The organism is Seleniivibrio sp. (assembly GCF_021209385.1).
In the GTDB taxonomy this organism is placed as follows: domain Bacteria; phylum Chrysiogenota; class Deferribacteres; order Deferribacterales; family Geovibrionaceae; genus Seleniivibrio.
This window is the reverse complement of sequence record NZ_JAJOIL010000037.1, coordinates 1-19,663: the sequence shown is the minus strand read 5'-3', so window position 1 is coordinate 19,663 and position 19,663 is coordinate 1. Positions and strand designations below refer to the sequence as shown.

At 44.8% G+C, this 19,663-nt stretch carries 15 protein-coding genes and 1 pseudogene; 4 read left to right on the top strand and 12 right to left on the bottom strand.

Annotated features, from left to right (window positions below; genetic code table 11):
* Nucleotides 1-19 precede the first annotated feature (19 nt).
* Nucleotides 20-1,738 (bottom strand): GGDEF and EAL domain-containing protein, encoded by a 1,719-nt coding sequence (locus LRY47_RS12230; protein WP_295225846.1) that lies wholly within the window; start codon nt 1,736-1,738, stop codon nt 20-22.
* Between the two features lie 106 nt (nt 1,739-1,844).
* Between LRY47_RS12230 and LRY47_RS12225 the strand changes: the two genes are divergently transcribed.
* Together LRY47_RS12225 and cls are read left to right on the top strand one after the other, a co-directional pair.
* Complete coding sequence (locus LRY47_RS12225; RefSeq protein ID WP_295225844.1) at nt 1,845-2,768, top strand: TIGR01212 family radical SAM protein; 924 nt, start codon at nt 1,845-1,847, stop codon at nt 2,766-2,768.
* Nucleotides 2,752-4,140 (top strand): cardiolipin synthase, encoded by a 1,389-nt coding sequence (gene cls, locus LRY47_RS12220; protein WP_295225842.1) that lies wholly within the window; start codon nt 2,752-2,754, stop codon nt 4,138-4,140. The genes LRY47_RS12225 and cls overlap by 17 nt, the downstream gene beginning before the upstream one ends.
* Here cls and LRY47_RS12215 read toward each other — a convergent pair.
* The 4 genes from LRY47_RS12215 to LRY47_RS12200 form a co-directional block, all read right to left on the bottom strand.
* Nucleotides 4,137-5,378, bottom strand: coding sequence for an EAL domain-containing protein (locus LRY47_RS12215; protein WP_295225840.1), 1,242 nt, complete (start codon nt 5,376-5,378; stop codon nt 4,137-4,139). The genes cls and LRY47_RS12215 overlap by 4 nt on opposite strands.
* A 17-nt stretch (nt 5,379-5,395) precedes the next feature.
* Nucleotides 5,396-6,628, bottom strand: coding sequence for an EAL domain-containing protein (locus tag LRY47_RS12210; protein ID WP_295225838.1), 1,233 nt, complete (start codon nt 6,626-6,628; stop codon nt 5,396-5,398).
* Between the two features lie 153 nt (nt 6,629-6,781).
* Nucleotides 6,782-7,006 (bottom strand): hypothetical protein, encoded by a 225-nt coding sequence (locus LRY47_RS12205; protein ID WP_295225836.1) that lies wholly within the window; start codon nt 7,004-7,006, stop codon nt 6,782-6,784.
* A gap of 51 nt (nt 7,007-7,057) precedes the next feature.
* On the bottom strand, nt 7,058-10,144 hold the full coding sequence (locus tag LRY47_RS12200; protein ID WP_295225834.1) for an ATP-binding protein: 3,087 nt from the start codon (nt 10,142-10,144) through the stop codon (nt 7,058-7,060).
* A 567-nt stretch (nt 10,145-10,711) separates the two neighbouring features.
* Between LRY47_RS12200 and LRY47_RS12195 the strand changes: the two genes are divergently transcribed.
* Nucleotides 10,712-11,854, top strand: coding sequence for an MFS transporter (locus LRY47_RS12195; protein WP_295225832.1), 1,143 nt, complete (start codon nt 10,712-10,714; stop codon nt 11,852-11,854).
* Here the strand turns inward: LRY47_RS12195 and LRY47_RS12190 are convergent.
* Nucleotides 11,841-12,635 carry a hypothetical protein gene (locus LRY47_RS12190; RefSeq protein WP_295225830.1) on the bottom strand — a complete coding sequence of 265 codons (795 nt, stop codon included), beginning with the start codon at nt 12,633-12,635 and terminating at the stop codon, nt 11,841-11,843. The genes LRY47_RS12195 and LRY47_RS12190 overlap by 14 nt on opposite strands.
* A gap of 31 nt (nt 12,636-12,666) precedes the next feature.
* Nucleotides 12,667-14,301, bottom strand: coding sequence for a nucleoside-triphosphatase (locus tag LRY47_RS12185; protein ID WP_295225829.1), 1,635 nt, complete (start codon nt 14,299-14,301; stop codon nt 12,667-12,669).
* Between the two features lie 279 nt (nt 14,302-14,580).
* Here LRY47_RS12185 and LRY47_RS12180 point away from each other — a divergent pair, with 279 nt between their 5' ends.
* Nucleotides 14,581-15,351, top strand: a complete 771-nt coding sequence (locus LRY47_RS12180) for a class I SAM-dependent methyltransferase (protein WP_295225827.1) — start codon at nt 14,581-14,583, stop codon at nt 15,349-15,351.
* Between the two features lie 6 nt (nt 15,352-15,357).
* Here LRY47_RS12180 and LRY47_RS12175 read toward each other — a convergent pair whose 3' ends face one another.
* The 5 genes and pseudogenes from LRY47_RS12175 to LRY47_RS12155 all read right to left on the bottom strand — a co-directional run.
* A complete protein-coding gene (locus tag LRY47_RS12175; protein ID WP_295225825.1) occupies nt 15,358-16,467 on the bottom strand; it encodes a patatin-like phospholipase family protein in 1,110 nt (369 codons plus the stop codon).
* 90 nt (nt 16,468-16,557) lie between these two features.
* On the bottom strand, nt 16,558-17,430 hold the full coding sequence (locus LRY47_RS12170) for a hypothetical protein (RefSeq protein WP_295225822.1): 873 nt from the start codon (nt 17,428-17,430) through the stop codon (nt 16,558-16,560).
* Nucleotides 17,431-17,470: 40 nt separating this feature from the next.
* Nucleotides 17,471-18,547, bottom strand: a complete 1,077-nt coding sequence (locus tag LRY47_RS12165) for a hypothetical protein (RefSeq protein WP_295225820.1) — start codon at nt 18,545-18,547, stop codon at nt 17,471-17,473.
* A 4-nt stretch (nt 18,548-18,551) separates the two neighbouring features.
* Nucleotides 18,552-19,328: a hypothetical protein gene (locus tag LRY47_RS12160; RefSeq protein ID WP_295225818.1), complete on the bottom strand. Its 777-nt coding sequence runs from the start codon at nt 19,326-19,328 to the stop codon at nt 18,552-18,554.
* 10 nt (nt 19,329-19,338) lie between these two features.
* Nucleotides 19,339-19,663 (bottom strand): annotated as a pseudogene (locus LRY47_RS12155) (hypothetical protein); the annotation flags it as partial.

The window sequence follows — 19,663 nt, the reverse complement described above, 5'->3', positions numbered from 1 at the left end:
TTACGGATAAATACAAGGACTACAGCAGTTCAATTTCAGGTTTGCCGAAATAGTAGCCCTGAACATAGTCCACGCCGAGTTCCTTCATCAGTCCGTAAATCTCTTCGGACGAAACGAATTCGCCGATGGTTTTTATCCCCGCTCTGTGACACATGCTGACGATGGTCTCTGTGAGCAGGCGCGCGCGTTTTGATTCAAGTATCTGGCGTGTTATGGAACCGTCTATTTTAAGAAAATCCGGCTGGAGGGAAAGGATATACATGAAGTTTGAATAGCCCGTACCGAAATCGTCAATGGCTATCAGGCATCCTTCCTGTTTGGCTTTGCTGACAAAAGCCGCAAGCTCGCTGAGGTTATCCATACCTTCTGATTCCGTTATTTCGATAGTTATTCTTCCCTGAAGACCGTATTTGCGTACTGCCTCGAAAAGCTTCGTGTGCATTTTTGGATTAAGCACGTCCTCTTTGTCGAAGTTGAACGAGATACGTTTGTCTGTATCCTTTATCTTTTCAATGGTCTTCATCAGCATTATGGAAGAGAGGTCGTTGTAAAGCTTAAGCTGTTTGGAAAGCTCAAGAAAGCACATGGGCGGTATAAACTTGCCGCTTTCATCCTGAATACGGATGAGCGCTTCGTGCTTGAATATCTTTCCGGTGGCAGTATCGGCGATGGGCTGGAAATGGGGGACAACTCTGTCGAGCCGCACGGCGTCGCGCAGGGCGGTTGTATACTGTATCGTCTCGCGCATCTGCTCCGCTACCTGGTGAACCTCGGAATAGGTTGTGAGCGTCTTTTTGTTCTGTCTTGCCTGTTTAATAGCCATTCCGGCTTTGACAAGCGGGTTGTCGTGTCCCAGAGCCGTGCCTGATGTCAGATTGAGCTGTATCTCGTTGCCGTCGGAATGGAATCTATGCTCGGCTATTTCATGCATAATATTTTTGATGGTAAGGTTAAACGCGTCAATGTCTTTCATGCCTTCGGCGAGAACTGCGAATTCGTCGCCGCTCAGCCTGTATGCGGTCATGGAAAGATCAAGCTTGCTTTTCAGCAGGCTGGCGAAATCTATCAGTATCTCGTCGCCTGCCTCAAGACCGTAATAGGTGTTTATGGTGCTGAACGAGTCGATATTTATGATGGCAAGCGCCGGTTCCTCTATTTTTTCGAGGTCAAGGCGCATCCTTGTTCTGTTGGGAAAACCTGTGAGCGGGTCTGTGTACTGTTTCTTTATCTGTTCCTGCTGGACATACACTTCCGTGAGGTCTTTGCGTATGGAGAGATATTCTGTTATACGGTTGTTGTCGTCGCGTATGGGGACAACGGACGTTTCAAGGTATACCGTGTGTCCGTCCTTCGCCTGATTCAGTATCATTCCTGACCATATCTGACCTTCCTGAAGTGTCGAGAACATCTCCTCATAGGTTTTCTGCGGTGTGTCCGGGTGAGAGAGAATGTCATACCTGCTACCGACCACTTCGTCGAACATATAGCCCACAGCATTAAGATATGCTCTGTTTATGTATTTCATAACGCCTGAGGTGTCCATTACGCACATGAGGTTAGAAGCATCAACCCCGCTGAGATATTGCTGTATACGTGCGTTTGCTGCCTTCAATTTTTTGTTGGTTTCCGCCATTTTTTTCTTTTGTTTTACAAAATACAGGGTGAAAAGCAGGGCAGAGATCAACTGCGATATCACGAGGAATATCAGCACTACACTCAAAGACAGAAGACCAGACATTATATTGCTCCGGGACAGGCATTTTGCCTTATATAATTAAATCACTGGAATCATAAACTATTATTATGATATATTATACTTTCAACCGTAAAGTAAAGGGTTAAATATGACGAAATCTGACGAAAACAGGCTTTTTTATTCTTTAAATGATTATCTGAGAGACAAATACGGATGCAAAGTACGCAAAATATCTGTTGATGCTGGATTTACCTGTCCGAATCGTGATGGCATGAAAGGTGAGGGCGGCTGTGCATACTGCAACGTGGACTCGTTCGCAATCTCTTCGGAAAATTCAATAACATGTCAGGTAACAGAACGTGCGGAAAAACTCCGCGCACAGGGCGTTAACAGTTTTATCCTTTATTTTCAATCATATTCAAATACTTATGCAGATATGGAAACCATCAGAAGAAGGATGGATCTGGCACTGGTTGACAAAGGTATAGTCTCAGTTTACATCGGAACCCGTCCAGACGTCATAGATGCCGAAAAACTGCAATATTATTCAAAATTGAACGAAAAATACGAAATAATGCTGGAATATGGTCTTCAGTCTGCCAATGACAACACATTAAAGATCATAAACAGAGGTCATACCGCTGCCGAATTTGCCGATGCAGTGCGACTTACTCATGAATACGGAATAAAGACCTGCGCCCATATAATTTTCGGACTGCCCGGAGATACCCGTGAGGATATGATGCGCTCGGTGGAGCTTTGCGTAGAACTCGGCATGCACTCCATCAAATTTCATCATTTGCATGTGGTTAAGAACACTCCACTTGCGGACTGGTACTATAAAGGCACGGTGGATCTTCTCACGCAGCAGGAGTATATAGAGATACTTGCGGAGGGGATAGGGCGGATGAAACCTGATATGGTTGTTGCCAGACTGGTGGGCGACGCCGCAGGAAATACGCTTATCGCTCCAATGTGGCCGCAGAATAAAGCGGAATTCACACAGGAACTCATGAAATATATGACCGAGAACGGTATCTATCAGGGGTGCAGGCTTGACCATCCATTATGACAACCTGCTGACGTATCTTTTTGAACTGCTGTCGTTTGTCCTTATAATGATAATTCTGTCAGGCAGAAGAGAGGCGAGAGCAAACCTGTCTTGGGTGCTTGCCGTGATCCTTTTTCCGGTTGTGGGGGCTCTGGCTTATCTTATTTTCGGCAACCCAAGACTGAAAAATATCGTTGAAAAGCGGATGAAACGCTACCCTTTCCTTGACAGAAGCATATGCAGAGACAAAAAGTGCGAGGTGGACGTCGGCGAGCTTGGCAGGCTTATCACGAAAGTGACCGGTATGCAGCCTGTCCGTTGCTGGAACCTGAAACTTATAAGCGACGCGGCGGAGAAATACAATCTTCTTGAGGCGGATATCATGTCCGCCCAAAACTATATATTGATGGAATACTATTTGTTCCGTGACGACAGTGTTGGTCGGCATTTTGCATCACTCCTCGAACAGAAAGCTCGGGAGGGTGTTTGCGTATACTTCATGGTTGACGGATGGGGTTCAATGGGGTTGATATTCACAAACCTTATGAAACGTCTCAGAAAGGCAGGGGTTAAAACGGCTGTGTTTCATTCCCCGTTCGGTCTTAGAACCGCTTCACGGGTGAATTTCAGAAACCATCGGAAAATAGCCGTAATAGACGGCAGAATTGCCTATATGGGCGGTATGAACATAGGACATGAATATCAGGAATGGGCTGATGCTCACCTTCGTTTCGAGGGAAACGCCGTTAACTCGGTGGCAGGATATTTTGCCGAAGACTGGATGTTTGCCACCAATGAGGATATATCTGAAAATATTCTGGTACCCAAGGGTATGGACTGCGGCGACAGAACCGTGCATCTTATCCCGTCGGGTCCTCACCAGACAACACCTATGATTTACGATTCACTGTTCACAGTGATGAACAGGGCGAGACACTCCATAGATATAATCACACCATATCTTGTGCCAAATCAGCCTATGATGGAAGTTTTGAAAAATACTGCTAAACAGGGTATAAAGGTGCGTATCGTCGTGCCGGGCAAAAACAATCATCCTATAATAGCCGCAGCCGGAAGGTCATATTATGAGGAGCTTATAGAGGCGGGTGTCATCATCTATGAAGCTAAAGATAAGATGATACACGCCAAAATAATAACCATTGACGGTAACTGGACGACCGTCGGTTCTGCGAATATGGACACCAGAAGTTTCAGGCTTAATTTTGAATTGAATCTGATGGTGTATTCCGCGGATTTTGCGGAGCAGGTGAAAAATCTGATACTGCACTATATAAGCATGTCGGAGAGTATTGCCCTTGATGAGCTCAGAAAAAGACCTTTTTATGTGCGAGTTTTCGAGGGGGGGTGCCGTTCTCTCGGACCGGTTCTTTAAAGCAGGTTGCAAGCCCTGCTGTCTATGAAATCTATACAGAGAATGAACGTTTTATCTTCCGTTTCAAATCTTTTTGCCATTGTTCTGCAAAGCATTCCGGTTGCAAGCGAAATGTATGGGTCTGTGTAGTACGAGAGCAGATTAAGGCTGTTTATGAAATAGAAATACTCTTTCAGCGAGTGGTCTGTACCGGTTTTTGAAGGGTGGAACAGGCTGTGTTCGCTTTCCGGTATTTCAAATCCGCATATGGTGTCGCCCACCTGAACACCGTCTTCGTTCAGGAAGTAAACACATTCTATGTCCTTGTGGGTCTTGATAAATTCGTCAGCAACATTTATGAAGTCATGTTCCTGAGTATTTACCACCTCATCAAGCATCCTGTTCAGGATATTTTCAAAATTTGCGTGCTGAAACCGTTTTTGTTCAAGGTTCACAGCCATATAGTCTTTAATTTCGTATGAAAGACCGTCCATCATTGTCTTGCAGCAGAAATCCTGAAGATCGGCTCTGCTTTTCGGTTTTGAGAAGAAAAAAACCTGAAACAGATCAGCGCCAAGCTCGTGGCACTTCATAACGTCCTCTTTTGATTCAACGCCCTCTGCCAGTGTCAGCGAGCCTATCTTTTTGCCAAGGTCTATTATCGACTTTATGATGGATTGCTGATAGTAGCTCTGGCTCACGTTGTGAATGAGACTTCTGTCTATTTTAATGATGTCCGGTTTGGATATTACAAGTCTGTTCAGGTTTGAGTGCAGCGCGCCGAAATCGTCCAGAACAACAAACATGCCCAGTGCGGAAAATTTCTCCGTGATAGCTTCAAGTTTGCTGTTGTTCTCTATTTTGGATTCCAGTATCTCAACAGCTATGTTCTGATATTTAAGTCCGGCTTCGTCTGCGTATATTTTTGTCCATGATTTGTCTTCATCAATAACGTTGTCCAGAACGGAAGCATCGAAATTGAGGAAAAGAACGAGGTTGTCGTGCCCTGTTATATTGGCAAATTCTCTCATGGCTGTTTTGCGGCAGAGTCTGTCCAGAGCGAGTACCAGATTATGTCTTTTTGCTTCGCTGAAAAGGGTTATAGGTGAGATCACCGTCCGGTCGGCGGGGTTGATTCCCCTGCAAAGAGCCTCAACTCCGACGGCCTTTTTAAGTTTCAGACTGAGTATAGGCTGAAACTCAATCCGAATAAGCTCTTTTTCCACAATCTCCGCAATATCAAAACCAATATTTTCCAAAAAATTCTCCGCAGTTTTCATGATTTCAAACTATCGATAAAGTCGATGCATAAAATATAATCTTCATCTCTGACGGTCAACGTACAGGACATCGTCCTCAGGATATTTCCGGATGTACTTGAAATGAACGTGTCAGTAAAATATCGTCCGGCATCAAGTTTTTTCAAGTAATAATAATAATCCTTCAAAGAGTGGTCTGAATGGTTTTCGTGGAACATGCTGAAAGATTTTGTTTTGCGAATCTCATGCGCAGGGTTCATAACGGACGGCAGTGTCTGCATGCCGGAATTGTCCAGCAGAAAGATCCTTTCAATTTCCGGGAAAAAGCTGATGCTGGATGTGAGCGCCTTATAAAATGCATCGAGACTGCGTCCCTTGGCTTCCTGTTTCAGCAGTGATGTTATATTTTCAAAGTTGGTGTGTCTGTTCTTTCTGATTGTGACGTTTTCCGCCAGCTTGTTTTTAACATATCCGACGGTATAGTTTATCTTGTCCTGAATAAAACCTATGGCACTGCCCACGTCGATGCAGGGTCTGTGGAAGAAAAAGCCCTGATAAAGGTCTATACCGAGTTCATAGCTTTTCATGATATCTTCCATGTTTTCAAGCCCCTCTGCAAGAGTGAGAGCGCCTGTCTTCTTAGCTATATCTATGATGGATGTAATGATCGACTGCTGATAATAGTTGTCGTGGATATTGCGTATCAGTCCCATATCAATCTTTATGATATTCGGTTTGGACAGTATTATGCGGTTCATGTTTGAGTGCATGGCGCCGAAATCATCCAGAGAGACATAATATCCGAGCTTCTTGTAATTATCGACGAAACTCACAAGGTTGTGGTTGTTCTCTATTTTTGATTCGACTATCTCAAGGGATATTGAGGAATAGTTTATGCCGAATTCGTCTGTGAGAGCCTTGGTATAATTTGTGGATTCTGTGTCGTTTTTGTCTATTACGCATGTATCAATGTTCAGAAACAACAGGTATTTATTGAAATTGGGGATTGTTTTGTAAGATTTCATTGCAGTTCGGCGGCAGAGGCGGTCAAGCTCAAGATCGCAATCTTCCTCCCTTGCCATGGAAAACATGGTGCCGGGTTGGATAATATTGCCGGTTTCTGAACATATGCCTCTTGAAAGTGCTTCAAAGCCGACAATGCGCATTTCTTTCAGACTCACCACAGGCTGAAAGACAGTAACGACGTTGTTTTCCCGCAAAATACGTTTAATAAGAGAATCTTCTTTCACTAATTCGCCCGATAAATAATAATAACTATGGGCATGACTGTACATGATAATTTTATAAAGAGCAAGCCCTGTCTTATGGCTTTTGAAAAGAGGTATAAGAGTAGTTAGGACGCTAATTAAGTCCCGCTGAAAATATAAATGCGGGACTTTCAGTTAAGCAGTTTTTCTGACATTCGGATCCTCTTTTAATGATTGTGCAAGCCGTTTTGCTTCATTCGCTGTTATAAGCAGATTGAGCAGACTTTCCATCTCTTCTCTGCTGAGTGGTCTGTCCGTGGTCAAGAGGTCGCGGGCAATGGAAATATGCAGATTTGCTATGCCTGTAAGCTGCTTTATCCTTTCGTCTTCATTTTTGTTGAAAAATGCCTCAGTGTCCATTCTTTCCTCCTGATGAAAGATTGGATAATGTGAAGCAACGAGGATGCCATTTCAGGCTATATTTTTGAGATTTTCCGAAACTATTTTAATGATTCTGTTAAGTTCTTCCAACAAAAGGGTAACCGAGTCTATAGTATTTTTAACATTATTGGCAGCCACCGCTGATTCGGCATTTTTTGCTGTCTGCGCCAGTTTCGGCATGGCAAGATTTTCTGCATATGAACCTAAAGACCGGAAAATATCGCTCAGCTTCCCTGTGTCCGGATTTGCTGTTATCTCTCTGCGGATGGTATCTGCCGCTTTCAGAAACTCCTGCAATGCCTTGATGAAAAGCGTTTCGTTTCCACCGAAACCGCCCAGTCCTGTCATGAAATCCACATGACCGCCGGGGTCGTACATCTGTGATCCGGCAACTCTTGCTGAACTTATTCTTACAGCCTCTGTGACAGCTTTGGATATCTCGTTTATCTTAAGCGGTTTGCCGATAGCTCCCGTGATAAGCGCAGCTTTCATTTTCAGCCTGTCCTCGTCTATGACACTTGCCGTCATAGCGTATATTGGGGTATCAGCGTTCAGCGAACCTTCGCGTATTATCCTGGCTGCGCTATATCCGTCCAGTTCCGGCATCATTATGTCGAGGAAAATTGCGTCAAAAATTTCCTTCTCTGCAGCCTCTACAGCCTCTTTGCCGTTTTCCGCAAAGCTGACGCTTATGCCCAGCATCTGCATGAATTCACCGGCAACTTCACGGTTAAGGCTGTTGTCGTCTGCCACAAGGACATGTATGGAATGACCTGTTTCTCTGGCATTCAGGATTTCCGGCAGTTCCCCTTTGGACATTTCACCTGTTACAGCGGTCACTGCCGAGTGGAAAAGAAGAGTGGGAGATGCCGGTTTTGCCAGAGTTGTTATTTTGAGTCCGGTGTCTCTCAGCGGATGTTCGCTGCTGATATATATCACAGGCGGCATAAGTCCCATATCTGTTTCAAGTTTTTCAAATACTTCAAGCGGCGAATCGTCATGCATGCGGTTTTCAAGAATGATCAGATCAAACCCCAGTTTTCCGTCGCTTTTTATATTGCTGCCAAGTGTTTTTATAAGCTCGATATTGCTGTCCACAGAGACCACGTCAGCCTGAAGTTCTCTGAATATGGATGAGATGCTTCCGTGTTCAGAGGGCATGTTTTCAGATACCAGTATTCTTTTGTTTTTCAATATGCTGCTGCGTTCTTTCAGCTCTTCGGTGCTTGTAACGTCCGTGTTTTTCATTTTCAGAGTAAAGGAGAAGGTGCTTCCTTTGCCCTGTTCGCTTTCCACAAAGACAGAACTGCCCATTTTGTCGAGAATTTTTTTGCATATTGACAGACCGAGACCTGAACCGCCGTATTTTCTGGATGTTTTTTTGGATATCTGCTCATAGGATGAGAAGATTTTATTTATTTTGTCTGCAGGTATGCCTATTCCGGTATCTTTGACGGTGAATCTTATTGTGCTGTATGCCATGTTTGATTCGGTACAGTCAACAGATATCACAACCGAGCCTTTATCAGTGAATTTAACAGCATTGGAACCGATATTGGAAAGCACCTGCATAATTCTTGTGGGGTCGCCTTTCACATACGCGGGAACGTCTTTGGATATATCAAGTTTCAATATTATCTTTTTCTTTTCCGCCTGAACTTCAAGGATGTCCTTTATGCTTTTTAAAAGGTCGATGATATTGAAGCTGATGTTTTCAAGTTCCAGTTTTCCGGCTTCTATCTTGGAATAGTCCAGTATGTCGTTAATTATTTCCATAAGCAGTGTGGCGGATGAATGTATCTTGCTCACATATTCGTATTGTTTTGAGTTAAGTCCGGTTTGCAGAGCGAGGTAGCTCAGACCTATTATGGCGTTCATCGGCGTGCGTATCTCGTGGCTCATGTCTGTAAGAAACTCGGTTTTGGCATCGTTTATATATCTATAGTTATCAAGAGCCGATTCAAGCCTCTGATTGGCATCCTCAAGCTGTTTTGTGCGATTATTTATGGTGTTTTCCAGGTTTTTGTTTATGTCCTCAATGGCGTGAATCTGTCTGCTCTGTTCCCACAGGTTACTGTAAAGCTTCATGCTCAGTTTATTGAACGCTTCCGCAAGGACGGTTATTTCCGTGTTTTCATTGAACGAGAGCAGTTTCGGTTCATTTTCAATGGTTATTTCATTGCTGGTCACATGATCGGCAATGTTTTCTATGGGTCTGAAAATAACTTTTATCATGAAGCCGGATACCAGTGCCAGCGCAAACAGTCCGTATGCTATTATTGCAGCCGCCTGCTTTGTTAAGGCGGAATACATCTGCGTAACCTCTTTGCTGGTGTCTTTGACCAGGAAGAGCCAGCCTATCTGTTCCGCAGAATAATTGTATAGCGGCATTTTATGTGTCATATAAAATTTGCCGTCAAATCTGGTGATATCCTCTTTCTCCATCAGACCCGATTCAACGATTTTTCTGGTTTCGTCGGATGAAAAATCATAGACCAGAAGGTCGTTGTGGCGCAGCCAGGAGGATGAATCCTGAAAGAATTTTACCTGTTCAGCAGTTTTTTTATAAACTGCGGTGGCATACTCAATGTCTGTGCAGGTTTTGGTTGTGCGGAGTATGTTTTCTATACTGCCGCCGAATTCAACTGTACCCACAGAATCGAAGTTATACCATACAGGTTTGACAACCCGCAGTCCGAGACCGCTTCTGCCCATTTCAATACCCGCAACCATTGTTTTTTGCTGATTGGCTTTAACAACGGTTTTGCGGAAAGCTTCAAGATTGTCTCCGTAGTTTTCCTTACTGTGTACCCGATAAAAGCTTATTGCCGGAGGGATATGGAATTGAAACTGATCTATTTCGTAAAGGTGTTTGAGCCTTGTGTCGTAAATATTGTCTACAAGTTTTGCGAGCCCTTCGCGGTCTCTTCTGGCGAATCTTTCCACAAGCGTCTGGTTGTCTGTGAGGGTATCAAGACCAAGCGAGAACTGCCTTATCATCGTTTCCTGTTCGGTCTCGAATATCTTGCCGAACATATTGAACGCTTCTTCATTTTTGCTGATGATGTCACTGCGCAGTTTTGAATATGTACTGAAAATGAGAATAAAGACAGCCACAGACATTAATAGCGCTGTGAATGCAAGAATCCGGTATCTGAGGCTGCTGAAAAGAGAGTTCATATTGCCATTCCCAAAAACATTATAATTATATATTTATCATGTTTTTGTAGTAATTTCCACTGAATTGAATATTAAGTTGCGAATATTAAAGAAGAATTTCTATCAAAGAATATGTTTTAAGCTTTTACTTGTCTGATCCTTATTCAGATACATTTATAATGTACTTTTGCTTGGAAAATTCACTGGTTTCCATCTCATCTATGAGTAACAGAACCTCAGTGAAAAGGTTAAAGGCTGTATGGAAATCCGCCGCGGTGCGTTAACGCCCCGGAACATAATCCGCCACTGAGGTGGTGTTATCAGACCGGGCGTTGAAAGCGACATTAAAAATTGCAAAAAATACAATAAATTGAAATATGGCCTGTTTTTGCTATCTATAAAAACTAACTTTTACAAGAAAAAAAGCAATATTTTTATTAAATTCAATATTTTTTCTTGAATTAATCTTTTGACAAATTTGCAGGAAAATACAATGATAGAAAATACGACCCATTTGAGGCGGAAATGAGTGATTTCAAACTTTATTCTAAGAATTTTGTTCTGATATGTGTTTCAGGATTCCTTTATTTCGGCAGTTTCTATCTGCTTTTGCCGACGATCCCGCAGTTTGTTCAGGATATCGGCGGAACAACAGGACAGATCGGTGCCGTTGTTGGTTTTTTTACACTTTCATCCGTAATTTTAAGACCTTATTTCGGTAAACTTGCAGATAACTACGGGCGTAAAAAATTTCTCCTTTTAGGGTCAGGGCTGTTTACTTTTCTTTTTGTCTTCTATGCACATGCGGGAGGCATAGTTCCGCTTTATATATTGCGTCTGTTTCACGGTGTAGCTCACGGATGTTATCTGGCGGCGGCTTTTGCTTATGTTGCCGATATTGCGCCTGTTCAGCGCAGGGGCGAGGTCATGGGGGTATACGGTGTGGCGAATGTATTTGCCATGGCGCTTTTTCCCGCATGGGGTAGCAGAATAATAACGGCTACTCACGATTTTAATTACCTTTTCACTCTGTCAGCGATAACAGCGGCGCTCTCTTTTCTTTCGCTTGTTATGCTGGATGACAGAAGACCGGAGAAACATGACGGAAAGAAAGGTATTTTTGAAGCCGGGCTGAAAAGACCTGTGCTTGTTGCTTCAATAACTTTTTTCAGCGCATCCACCGTCTATGGAACAGTGATAACGTTTCTGCCCGTCTATGCCCCGAAAAAGGGAATGGCGGATTTCGGTATATTCTTCACTGTTTATGCTGTTTTTACTCTTATAAGCAGGGTTGCGGCAGGAAAACTTTCAGACATCTACGGACGAAGAAAAGTAATAATTCCGTTCCTGTTTATTTTGGCTGTGGCAACCTTCTGTCTGCCGTTTCTTTCAAATGTCTATATGCTGGCGTTCATCGGCGCACTTTTCGGGCTTGGATTCGGAGCCTTTATGCCGGCTTTGTCGGCGTATGTTGTTGATAAGACAGAGCCGCATGAAAGGGCGGGAGCGCTGGCGTTTTTCACATCTTTTATGGATGTCGGCATCACCACTGGTGCGATAGTTCTCGGTATTGTCGGCGGTCATTTCGGTTTTGAAGTGATGTACGGTTTCGCAGGATTCATTCTCTGCGGCGGACTTATCTTTTTTTCAGTTTTTACAAAGAAGTAAAGGAGCATGGAACCCCTGCCACGCATTTTCCGCATACGTCGCTTCCGCTGCTGACTGAGTTTCCGTCGGCGTCAGTGTATGAAGTGCCGAAGCTGTTGTAGATGGCGGCGTTTTTGAGAAGTATCTCCTGGCATTTGTGTCTCGCGAACCCTTCAGGTGTAAGCGCCCCCGAAGGACAGCGTTTCATGCATACGCCGCATTTTCCGTTTCTTTTATAAAGACAGTTCTCTTCTGTCTGAGGTTTTCCGTGTTCAGTCTCAACATTTGTTACGATGGAATTGTAGCGTCCGCAGCATCCTTTCTTTGTTATCAGCATGTTGTTTATGCCGAACGTTCCCAGTCCGGCTGCCCATGCGAAATGCCTGTGCGACCATCCGCTTATAAGTGTATTGGTGTCGAATGTTGATGTCTGCGGGGCGACCCGACCTGCGAACCCCATTGATTCCAGTTCTTTTATCAGAGCGGAATTGAGTTCTTTGAACATTGCGTTTGTCTCTTCGTATGCCAAAGCCCACTCGGGAGAGGCAAGCTCTCCCAAGTGTCTGTTTGTATCTGCAAGTTCTTTTGTGAAGGGAACAAAGTAGACTATCACCGTCTTTGCGTCGGGCAACACTTCCTGCGGAAGTCCGTGGGCGGGTGATATCCTGTTTTTAAGGTTCTGTATCTCCGGATGATAAGCATCCGCAAACCCCACCAGCGGTTCACCCCATGATGTTGTGCAACGTTCAGCCTGTTTTTTTACAAACCGGCTGATAAAGTTAACAATTCTGTCTTTTTGCATATAAACAATATATGCTTTTCTGAGGGAATAATCAATTCCCCGCTTTAATCACTTTTACGCGCTTTATGCCGAAGGTATCCAGAATGTCGTCAACGAAAACATCGCGGACTGCCATAACAAGGGTTATTCTTTTGCGAAGAAGCTGCGTTATCAGTCCGTTCCATCCTTCGCCGCCTGTTTCCAGTCTGCCGGCTTCGTCTATGAAAACGTATTCGGCATCTTGTGCGTCAGCTAAGACCTTTTCCGTCATTTTGCCGACAGCCTCATCGGAAAAATCAAACGTTCCCTCTGTATTTCGCTTACAGAAAGGGATTTCCTCGCCCGAAACAAGGTCTGTCAGTCTGTAGTCGTCTTTTTTATTTGAATAAACGTTAGCTTTGCAGACGAAACCGCATACTTTGAAATCTGCTTTGAGTCTTTCAGTTTCTTTTACCATGAATGATGTTTTGCCAGCGTCCACTCCGCCTGTTACAATGACGACCTCTGCCTTAATGTCATCGAGCATATTGTCGGCTGTGATGAGTATCTGTTTTAAAGCACTCATTGGACTTGTTCTTATGTCTTTTTTCGTTACAACGGATCCCATTGCTTTGTTTGTTTCCCACGCAGTCTCCATGGTTCTGTCCATTTTGTCACCGTATCTTCTGCGGATTGCGGCGGCAATTCTGGGATGTTTGAATTCATTCAGTATACCGTTGATAGCTATTGTCATAAGGCACGCTCTGAACACCATTGCAAGACCGCCGGATATGGCTTTAACGCTGAACATGCCGCTGTCGCCCGCATAGATGAACGCACCCGAAAGGAAAGATATGATAAGAACGGGAATAAAAAATTTCGGATTTAGGAGCCGTTTCAACGACCTTGAATATCTTATCGCCGCGAATATGAAGTATATGCCGAGGAAAGGTATTATCGACGGATAGGAGTGCATGAATACAAGTCCGACGAAAATTACGATGAATGCCAGAGTGAGCCAGACCAGCGAAGGTTTGAAATTTGATGCCGCTGCCGCTTTCTGTTTTTCGGGTTTAAATGACGGGATTTTCTCTGCGTATGTTATTGTTCTGATGTTTGTTTCAAGATTGTGTCCGGTGAAGGAGCCTATTGCAGATGCGATAACGCCGCAGATGAAATATATCATCAGAAGAGCGATTATGCCCCATATCGGATCTATCTGCTTCAAGCCTGCCAGACCGACCGTTCCTTCAAAAAATTTTTCGTATAGAATGTATATGTTCGGACCGAACATCATGAAAGCGCGTATGAATTTGTGCAGTATCGTACATATCAGCGCAAGCCCGCCGCCTATGGCATAGCCTATGGGGTTATTGCCTCCGATGCGCGTGCCAAGTTCCATGAGAAACCCTTCTGCGGATATGGCGATGGCGGGGACAATCAAGTTCGGGCTGGGAGAAAATAACTTAAGCAGCGCGGAAGAGAGACCGGCTCTGTAAAAGAGACCTTTCTGCCGCCATCTGACGTTTATTCCCGACATAAGGACAATCGCGATGAAGGTCAATATGTAACCTTTCATAGGTATCCGAAGGTTGTGAAGCAGTGACCCGAGAGACATTTCGGATGTTCCCCATACACCTCCGGCAACCGCTCCTTTTTCCCATTTTGAAGACGACGTGACCAATTCCGGTTTCTTTGTTTTCCTCAAGATCTGCCCCCTTATAATGCGTTATATAATAAATTGTATATCGTTCTAAGGAACCTTATATATTACAAATATTAAGAGTGTCAACATGGTTAAAAACAGATGAACGGGTGAATAACGTGTTAAAGGTGCGGCTGACTGTGTGGAGCCAATGTCTATTGAGAATGAAAATAACGTATTAATAATGAAGCGAATATTGTAAAAATACAGAGCGATATTTTATCTTTAAAATTTTTTCGGATATGTATTATGTCAGATATTTTACAATGAGGGAGGGGCGAGATGGCAAGAGGTAACGGCAGAGATCATAAATACATGCTGGACAGATGGAAAAAGAAGTCCGGCTCTTATCCGAGATATAGCAGCTGTAATGACTGTATTGAGGCTCGTATAGTAGGTTCCATGAAAAAGGCAGGAATTGATTTCAGCGGCAGGTCGCTTCTGGATGTGGGCTGCGGAACGGGCGTTTACACAATACGCCTTGCAAAAGAAGCGGAAAGCGTTACAGGAGTGGATATATCCAAAGAGATGCTTTCTATCCTTGAACAGGACGCGGCTGCAGAAGGATGCTCAAACATAGAGATAATCAACAACCCGTGGGATACGTTCAACACAGAGGGCAGACAGTGGGATATAGCCGTTTCTACAATGACACCCGCTGTACAGCTCCCAGAAGATTATCAGAAAGTTCGCGACTGTGCTAAAGAAGCGGTTATCTATCTGGGGTGGGGCGGAAAAAGAGATGTTGAACCTATAAAATATATGGTCGGCAAAAGTCAGGTGAAACCGCGCGTGTTCAACAATTCTTTTAATATGCGCAAATGGTTGGATGATAACGGAATAGACTATTATTCAGAGGTCTTTGACGAAGTGCGTCCGAAAGAGATGACATTTGAAGAGGCTGTGACATACTGTCAGGATGAGCTGGAGATAAGTGAGGTTTTTGCGCTTCAAAACGATATCGAGAGCGAACTGCAAAGATTTACCGACGATAAAGGTATCGTAAGGTTTAACATAAGCGCCCGTTTGGAACTTATTGTTTATAAGAAATAGGGGATATCAGTTGCCGTTAAGGTATTTTTCGATATTGAGTGCTGCCGCCTGATATCCGCATTTGACCAGCGAATCGAATTCAAATCCTGTCATCTGGTCAAGGGATGTGGGAAACTGTCTTGCGGCAGTCACTTCGCTGACGGTGAGGTCTTCACCCTTTGAAGTGTATGAAAGAAGAGCGCTGTCGGAAAGCGACAGATAAACTCCCGAGTTGCCGTTGTTTCTTAGAAAGTTCATGAACGAACGCACACGCAGAATCCTGCTTTGTTCCATGAGAATATCTATCAGTTTATTCGCACGGCGCAGTGAAAAGGCGTCTGAAAGCGGGGTCTCTATGAACGGCGAGCCTGCATCTGAAATTATCACGAAATCAACGTCCTTTGTGTTGAGCTGAACATCCTGCTCGCCAACCTTGTAGAACGTTTCGGTGCCAAGGTTGTCATATAGTCCGCCGTCGTAGATGTGAAGTTTTTTATATTCCGGTTTGACGCGCTCTTTCACACCGGAACCTTTAAATGTTTCTTTTTCCCATCTGTATCTCGATGTATCAATTTCTATGGGACCTATGCCGATAGGAAATGCCGCAGAGATAGCCATTGCTTTGGCGGTTTTGAACATTCTTGCGGAGGCATATCCGGTTCTGTGATCGCCCATTGTTTCGTTCTTAAACCGGAACCGCTGTCCGTTCTCCCCATTTGTTCCGTTGATTGTCCATACGGGTGTTTGCGGCAGATCGGCGAGAACCGAGTCGATCCCCCATAGAGACTCTATAGTCTGGGCAATGACAATTCCTCTTTTGTACAGGATATTTTTCCAGTTTGAAGGTTTCATAAGCGCGGACATACTGGCTTGCTGTAACGAGGTGGAGGTCATCAGGTATCGCAGTCTGGGGAGTATTTTTTCAGTGAACTGGGGGGCTGTCGGCCACATGTTTCCGGAAAGATGAAAGACAATACCTGTGAACAGGCTGCCGCCTGATACGGATGAAATGTTTGTTATCTTGCGCATAAGATTATTTTCAGCAAGGAACTGAACCACGCCCGCATGAAATGCGATGGCTCTTATCCCTCCGCCGGAAAGCGCAATCCCTATCTTTTTGTCGCTGAGTATCCCCATTCTCCCTCCAATTGCAACGAACATTAATATCATATCAGGGCTTTTTTGGCTACGCTATTGTCTTGTTGTTAAAAAATAGAGAACTGGTTTTTATTGTTGATTGGAAATGAGCATGATTGATTCCATTGCTGTTGCAGTGGTCATAAGTCGGTACAGATCAGGAGCGAGAGTGAAGTCCGGGTCGTATGCTGATTGTCTGGGGATTTTCATTATTGCGGACGGATTCCATGAACCGTCAGGATTTTGACATACAATGATTTCTTTTATAATTTTTTTCAATTTGTCCGTATGCAGTTTTTCTCCGTTTATTTGTGCAGCGTAATATTCTGCTTTTATAAAAAGAGCCTTGTCCATTACTGATTTGAGACTGAATACAGATGATCTGAAATGCCGTGCTGCCGCTTTTGAAAAATTGTGTTTCTTATCCCATTGACTGAAAAACTCAAGTGTTATGCTTGGTGTATAAACCGGAGATACCCACCAGAATGAATTAAGTCTGTCATTGTCTACTATATGTTTATGGATGCGTTGTGCTATCAGTTCTGTTAATTCTTCTTCAGCACATTCAGCAAGAGCCAATCCCACAGACGCCGCTACATCAAGGTGTTCTGTACTCCATGAACCGAATTGTATTCCGGAAAAGGTCTTAACATTACCATTGTTTTCTATGAAAGGCTGTAAAAGTGATTTTGCCGTCTCTGGCTGTACTTTATCATTTGCAGCGTTCAGAAAACGCAGACAAAAAGATATTGTGTCTGCGTCTTCTGACGTTACAAGATTATAGCCCCAGCCGGATTCGCTTTTTATTCTTAAGAGCGCTTTACAGGCTTTTTTTATGCACAGTGCGTCGGCGGCAAACCCTGTCAGTGCTTTCGCCACATATGCCGTTGTCCACGCTCTGCTGCTGCCGACAACCAGATCGTAGTCGTGCCAGAAACCTTCCGTCGTTTGCTTTTTTATCAAAAAATCAGCAGCTTTAGTTGCTGATGCTGTGATATTTTTATCATTCACAGCTATATGCCAGTCCTGATGGTTTAACATAAACGGTACGATGGCTTCCGTTCTTTTGCGCTCCCAGACTGAAATAATCCAGTGAGGCACCTCCGAATTGCTGAGCGTGAAGCTGTGCAAAATTCTGTATAGCTTTTTGCCCTTTGCTGTCTAAAGCCGAAAGAATCCAGTCTTCAAAAAGGTCTGCGTTAACATTGGTGTAGCGGGTACAGTTTATGTCTGCCTTAACGCGTGAAATCCTGTTTTCCAGTCTGGAATCCGTCACTTTTATGTCATGGGAGACAGTTATGCTCTGTGGTGCTGATAATCCGAACAGATTTTCAAGTTTGCGCAGCGGTTCATTTATTTCTTTTTCCCAGTCCAGTGTCTGTGCAGTTTTTTGTAGAAAGGCAGCTATCTGTTCTGAGCCTGTTTTCTCTAGTCCCTGATATAGCCGTATGCCTTTAAGTTCGTCATCTGAAAAGACGATTCCCAGTCCGGCGGGAACGGCAGTTGAGTCTATAGATGCTTTTCTGAATGCTTCATCCGCAAAATTTCCGAAAGGTTCCAGTGTTTTCATTATCTTTTCCCATCTGTTCTGCAGATTTCCGCTTCTCAGGTTAAAATATAGCCGGAGCTCAGTTTTGCTGTTTTCGCCCATAACAACACCCAGCCACATTCCGCCCCACCAATTTTCAAGTTTTGTCGGGTCTTCCGGGAAGATATTGCTGCAAAACCAGTTTATTGATGATGCAGATTTACGCCAGTTAAGGGTTTCATAAATGTCTATTAATGTCCGCAGACTGTCGTCTATCTGTTCGGAGAGCAGGCTGTTGCACACGCCTATTTCCGCGAGAGCCCTTATCCGGAACGGTGCCTCCGTCAGGCACAGTGATGTGCCCAACGGAGTTCCGTCATGAAATAGAGATGGTTCTCTGGTAAATATCCGGCTTTCCGATTCAAAAGCGGCTTTTGTGAGAATATCCCAGATTTTTTTCTGGGTATCGTTAAACGCGTATGAAGATGCTAACGATTCCTCAAAAGCCGCCACATATCCGGATGTTTTCTCTATTATTGAATTCTGAGACAATTTATCAGCCCCCGCCCGGGATTAAAGATACTTTGGCTGCCGCGCCGGGAGCTCCTGGAATACCGGATTTACCTTGTGCGCCCGGATAGCCTGTGTTTCCGAAACTGCCTTTATTCGGTGGTGTTGACTGGACAACACCCTGATTTCCGCCATCGCCGCCATTGCCGGGTATTCCGCCGCTTCCACCGGCACCGCTGGCTCCTCCGATTCCGCCGGACAGACCTGTGGCGGGAGATGCCTGTACCTGAGGTTGTGGAGAGTTCTGGTCGTATATCAATGATATCTGACCACCGTTTCCACCGTTGCCGCCGTTGCCTCCGTTTCCGCCTGTGCCGCCGTTACCTCCGGTGCCTCCGGTGCCACCGTTTCCGCCTATGCCTTGACTTGTACCCTGACCGCCGTCTCCGCCATCGCCGCCTTGTTGACCGTTTCCGCCCTGACCTCCGCGACTGCCGCATCCGCCGTTGCCGCCGTTACCTCCGGCGAAATTCAGAGTGATCGAACCTGTATAACGGCGTCCGTCGATGACCATAGTGGTGCCGCTTGTGCCGTCAGTTCCGTTGTCTCCGTTATAACCGTTGTCTCCGGTTAAACCTGTGCTGCCGTTCGTTCCTTTGTCGCCTGTGCCTCCGCGTTGTTTATACTCGCCCCAAGAGTCTTTAGGAGAGTCGCTCCCGTCGCCTGCCTTTGCAGGCTGTGGAGATGTTCCTTTCTGAGGCGGAGGGGTGTTTTTATCCTGTCCGTTATTGCCATTTGTTCCTGAACCGTTGAACATAGCCATTTTTCATCTCCTAGACGGCTTTCGGTGTAATATTTACAACCGCCGGTTTTCCGGCTGTGCCAGCCTGACCTTTTGCACCGGATGGGCCTCCGGCTCCTGCACTTCCAAGACTGCCGTTAGGATCTCCTGATCCTCCTGCGCCGCCTTGTCCTCCGGAACCGCCTGCACCGCCGGAACCGCCTGAACCTCCTGCGCCGCCGGCAAGTCCTGATGTTGCCGGATCTGCAACAACAAGAGGCTGAGGGCTGGAAGGATTGTATATCAGTGTGATGATTCCGCCGTCTCCGCCTTTACCACCGTTTCCACCGTTGCCTCCTGTACCGCCGTTGCCGCCG

Coding starts and splice junctions, on each gene's coding strand:
- LRY47_RS12230 (WP_295225846.1), bottom strand. CDS start 1,738: ATGTCTGGTCTTCTGTCTTTGAGTGTAGTGCTGATATTCCTCGTGATA.
- LRY47_RS12180 (WP_295225827.1), top strand. CDS start 14,581: ATGGCAAGAGGTAACGGCAGAGATCATAAATACATGCTGGACAGATGG.
- LRY47_RS12190 (WP_295225830.1), bottom strand. CDS start 12,635: ATGCAAAAAGACAGAATTGTTAACTTTATCAGCCGGTTTGTAAAAAAA.
- LRY47_RS12195 (WP_295225832.1), top strand. CDS start 10,712: ATGAGTGATTTCAAACTTTATTCTAAGAATTTTGTTCTGATATGTGTT.
- LRY47_RS12225 (WP_295225844.1), top strand. CDS start 1,845: ATGACGAAATCTGACGAAAACAGGCTTTTTTATTCTTTAAATGATTAT.
- LRY47_RS12205 (WP_295225836.1), bottom strand. CDS start 7,006: ATGGACACTGAGGCATTTTTCAACAAAAATGAAGACGAAAGGATAAAG.
- LRY47_RS12175 (WP_295225825.1), bottom strand. CDS start 16,467: ATGGGGATACTCAGCGACAAAAAGATAGGGATTGCGCTTTCCGGCGGA.
- LRY47_RS12160 (WP_295225818.1), bottom strand. CDS start 19,328: ATGGCTATGTTCAACGGTTCAGGAACAAATGGCAATAACGGACAGGAT.